General features: G+C 30.4%; 6 protein-coding genes. 5 read left to right on the plus strand and 1 reads right to left on the minus strand.

Annotation, left to right across the window (positions count from 1 at the left end; all coding sequences use genetic code 11):
* Window positions 1-110: 110 nt before the first annotated feature.
* Window positions 111-341, minus strand: a complete 231-nt coding sequence (locus ACEN4L_RS13215) for a hypothetical protein (RefSeq protein WP_407097709.1) — start codon at window positions 339-341, stop codon at window positions 111-113.
* Between the two features lie 227 nt (window positions 342-568).
* On the opposite strand from ACEN4L_RS13215, the gene ACEN4L_RS13220 reads away from it, so the two are divergent.
* The 5 genes from ACEN4L_RS13220 to ACEN4L_RS13240 all read left to right on the plus strand — a co-directional run bounded on the left by ACEN4L_RS13220 (window position 569) and on the right by ACEN4L_RS13240 (window position 3,719).
* Entirely contained in the window at window positions 569-766 is a 198-nt protein-coding gene (locus ACEN4L_RS13220) for a helix-turn-helix transcriptional regulator (RefSeq protein ID WP_407097710.1), read from the plus strand.
* Window positions 767-768: 2 nt separating this feature from the next.
* Window positions 769-1,212 carry a hypothetical protein gene (locus tag ACEN4L_RS13225; protein WP_407097711.1) on the plus strand — a complete coding sequence of 148 codons (444 nt, stop codon included), beginning with the start codon at window positions 769-771 and terminating at the stop codon, window positions 1,210-1,212.
* A 796-nt stretch (window positions 1,213-2,008) separates the two neighbouring features.
* Window positions 2,009-2,443 (plus strand): HIT family protein, encoded by a 435-nt coding sequence (locus tag ACEN4L_RS13230; protein ID WP_407097712.1) that lies wholly within the window; start codon window positions 2,009-2,011, stop codon window positions 2,441-2,443.
* Window positions 2,444-2,447: 4 nt separating this feature from the next.
* Complete coding sequence (locus ACEN4L_RS13235) at window positions 2,448-2,990, plus strand: hypothetical protein (protein ID WP_407097713.1); 543 nt, start codon at window positions 2,448-2,450, stop codon at window positions 2,988-2,990.
* Window positions 2,991-3,404: 414 nt separating this feature from the next.
* Window positions 3,405-3,719 carry a hypothetical protein gene (locus ACEN4L_RS13240; protein ID WP_407097714.1) on the plus strand — a complete coding sequence of 105 codons (315 nt, stop codon included), beginning with the start codon at window positions 3,405-3,407 and terminating at the stop codon, window positions 3,717-3,719.
* The last annotated feature ends 114 nt before the right edge of the window (window positions 3,720-3,833 follow it).

Consider the following 3,833-nt stretch of genomic DNA (forward strand, 5'->3'; position numbering starts at 1 on the left):
GATAACATTAATCGCAATCGCTTGCGCTCTTTTTTTGGACAACTGAAAAATCGGAAAAAAAGCTGTTTAGTTCTATTGAACTTTTCTCCATTTCAAATTAGCCCAATTGTTCAGTAGGCATTAATTAGACCTACTCCAATGATTAGACTTAAGAAAAACCAAGAACTCACTAAAGTAATGATGAAAAGCGGTATCCCAACTGTTTTATCTTGACTCATTTCCTGGAAAAGACTAACTACATTATTGTGGTCAAAAATCATGTTTTTTATAGCATTAAATCCCATGAATAATAGTGCATATAAAGATCCTTCTTTTATACGTTTAAGTTTTAAATGTTCCATTATAGGTAACTCCTTAGTTTGAATAAAGGACTAAATTGTTTAGTCCTTTGTAGCGCTGAGAATGCTATCTTCAATATAACATAATTAAGTGAAATTTGGTCGGGAAGTATGTATTTATCCAACTAAATATAAAGGAGGATAAAAAAATAGTTACTATGTATCTCGATATTTTTGTATGTTATAATTAACTTAATGTAAAATATAGTTGTCATAAAAGGAGCAATCATATGGCTAAAAATATTCGGTTAAAGGTGGCGCGTACACAAATGGATTTGTCCCAGGAGCAGTTAGCAGATGCTGTTGATGTAACCAGGCAAACTATCAGTGCTATTGAAAGAGGAGACTATAACCCCACAATCAACTTATGTATTAATATTTGTAAAGTACTTGGGGTAACGTTAAATGATTTATTTTGGGAGGAATAGAGATGAAAAAGTATGATGAATATCAAAAGTTGATGAGATATAAATATGGGTATTATTCGTTTATTTTATTAGTTAGTTTGCTGGTGCTAAATAACATACTGGATATATTTTTTAATCTTCAATGGGGCGAAACAAAAGAAGTTGAAACACTGTTTATAATGTTTTCAGTAATGTTATTTTTTATTATTTTGAGTGTGTATCATAACGCTTATTTTAAAAAAAATGATGACGTGAAAGCATATATATGGATATTTTTGATAACTGGAATCATTAATTTATATTCTTCTTTTGACTTAGAGAACTTTGAGCCAGGTAATACATTTAATGGTAAAATAAGTACTGACGCTGTTTATACATTTGGAGGACTAATCTGGTTAGCTATTCCCATTACATACTTTATACGAAATGAAATTGATAAAAGAAGAGAAGACAAAAATTTATACTAAAATAGAACAATAAAAAAGATCTCCTAATGTAGAATATACTTTAGGAGATCTTTTTTAGAAAGTAGGTAAGAATGGTGAAATAAACGTAAGCAACATAAGAAATATATTTATTCCTAGATAAACAATTCCTAACCAAATCAATATTCTAAGAGCTCTCTGTGTTTTTTCATTCATTTAAGTCATCAATCTCCTTATTTATAGTTCAGCTATTGAATTTGTATCACAAAGGCAATTTTCAAGCTATTCTACTTTCATCAACTCACTCTTTTAAACTAGGATTTATTTTTGACCAGATCCAAGACTCGCTAAGCAGACCTATAATCTCCAAAAGCAGTACCAGTACTAACATAGCCCATCCCCCTGTAAGCGTTATTTATTCTATTTCTATTTTAACACATTTTATAAAAAAAGTTATTTTATTTCTTAATGGGCCTAGGTTATAATAAATATGTAAACGCTGTAATCGAATTGGAAGTTTTCTACAACAAAAATTTAAAAAGCCAATGGATTGGAGTCCCGCAATGAAAAAATTATTAAATCGTTTCTGGAATCATATGACCAAACTCAGCACAGTCATCTGGAGTTTTCTTTATTCTGTTTTAACTTATTTTACTAGTCCGCCTAATATTAAATATTTGAGTTTCATTTTCCTAATTCTATCAGTAATCTTTCTTATTGGTTTGATGCATAAACAAAATACGAAAGAACAAGCTTAATTAAAATATCTAACTCTGACTTGATTGTTGATGAAGTTATACCAATTTCTGAAGTTACTGAAAAAAGGGAGGAATTATAATTGGAGTGTTTAGGTTGTAATCTAGCAAATAAGAAAGAAGCAGTGTATGTGGTATTTGAAGACGAATTTGTTTGCTGCATCTTGGATCACGCTCCTTATAATGAAGGACATGTGTTGATTTTACCTAAGAAACATGTGCGATATTTTGATGAACTGGATGAGAATACAGCAAAGTCCTTAACTGAAGCAGCGGCAACTATATCTAAAGCAATAAAAATATTATTTGCTCCTGATGGTATTTCTATCATTCAAAACGGAGGAGATTTTGACGAGTTGACTCATTTCCATTTGCATCTCGTTCCAAGATACAAAGGTCAGAACTTCGCAGATTTTTATTTAGAAGATAATAAAAATTATACTGAAGATAAGTCTAATTTAGAAAAAACAAAAAGAAGATTTCGTAATAGTATAAAAGATTTAAATTACGGAGGATAAAATATTGCCTGAAAAAAAGTGGAGCAAAGTAAAAAAGAAGATAGAAAGTTTTATCTGCGATTCTTTAAAAGACAAAGTCCAGTTTAGGGTAACCAATTACCGTAAAGCTCATGATCAAACAGGAAGAGTTTTTATTACAGTGGATAAAAAAGAAGTCTTCAGTATGAGTACTTTAGCTGCTGACAATGCAATGTATGAAGTTGAACAAGAGATAATGACTCAGCAAAATATTGATTATGATGTCTACAATGGACCACAAAATGTTGATATTCAATCACAAGCTCATGAAATGATTATGGCTGAAGGTGTTTTTTCTCAATCTGATTTTTTTGACGCTGTTGAAGAATATCTTAGTTCTTCTATTGAAGTGTCCTTAAAGTCCAATCATATAATCATTAAAATTCTTTCTTTGATTGATCGAAGAGTTGGGAAGAGAAGTTTAAAAAAGATGGCTAAGTCTATTGAACAAGAAAAAGAAATCGTCCAATATTTTTATCATTTACGTTGTGAAGCAGAAGGGTTAGAGAATATGTGCAAAAAAATCTAAATAGAAATATAAAAGGAAACAAATATAAGCAATTAAAAGACCATATTAGTAAGTCTTCGACCATCTTTTCTTTTGCGACAATAGAAGATGTCGGTATCAGCGACAATTTCATTAGATTAATAGAACGATCAGTAGAGTTTCTCGTGGACTCTTATCCAACAAATTACTTAAAAGAATAATAAGTGCAAGTCATCGTATTCAATGATTTTTATCAAGAATTTTCGCTGCTATGGGTAATAATTTTTCGACTTTATACGAAGTCAGTAATCTCTTAATGATACTTTCATGGAATTCTCTATCTATTGCCTTTTTATATCATTGGCTATTTTGTCTAATAATGGAATTTCATTGTTCAAACTATAGCCAACAAGTATTCTATTGATTATCCTTAATAAATCAAATAGGGGGGAAGTTATGAAGAAAAACTACACTAAGAAAAAGTATAAAAAAGTGTTTGGTTTTATTTTTTGTATATTAGTGAGTTTTGTACTTGGAAGCATCATTACATATTTTTTAATGTCATTGGATACAACCGAAAGTCCCGAACAGCATGAGATAACAGTAGAAGATAAAGTTTCAGTAAGTGAATCTAATAGCGCGGACACAGACATTGTTGCCAATACTGCATCTCAAGAAAAAGTTACTTTAATTACTGAACCGGGTTTTGATGCCTGGGTTCGCCAAATTTCAAAAATTCAAATACCAGACTATCAATTAGACTTAGTGTAAAATATTCGGTGGTAGAAATAAAAGACGAATGACGATCGTTTTTTAAGTTGACAAAAAAAGAGGAAGACCGTTACCATACAATTATAGGTTTGAGCGCCTAAATATAATCGTAAA

Source organism: Desemzia sp. FAM 23988 (assembly GCF_045528365.1).
Classification (GTDB): Bacteria; Bacillota; Bacilli; order Lactobacillales; family Carnobacteriaceae; genus Desemzia.

Excerpts from the sequence above, each read along its gene's own strand:
- ACEN4L_RS13225 (WP_407097711.1), top strand. The coding sequence starts at position 769 with ATGAAAAAGTATGATGAATATCAAAAGTTGATGAGATATAAATATGGG.
- ACEN4L_RS13220 (WP_407097710.1), top strand. The coding sequence starts at position 569 with ATGGCTAAAAATATTCGGTTAAAGGTGGCGCGTACACAAATGGATTTG.
- ACEN4L_RS13215 (WP_407097709.1), bottom strand. The coding sequence starts at position 341 with ATGGAACATTTAAAACTTAAACGTATAAAAGAAGGATCTTTATATGCA.
- ACEN4L_RS13240 (WP_407097714.1), top strand. The coding sequence starts at position 3,405 with ATGAAGAAAAACTACACTAAGAAAAAGTATAAAAAAGTGTTTGGTTTT.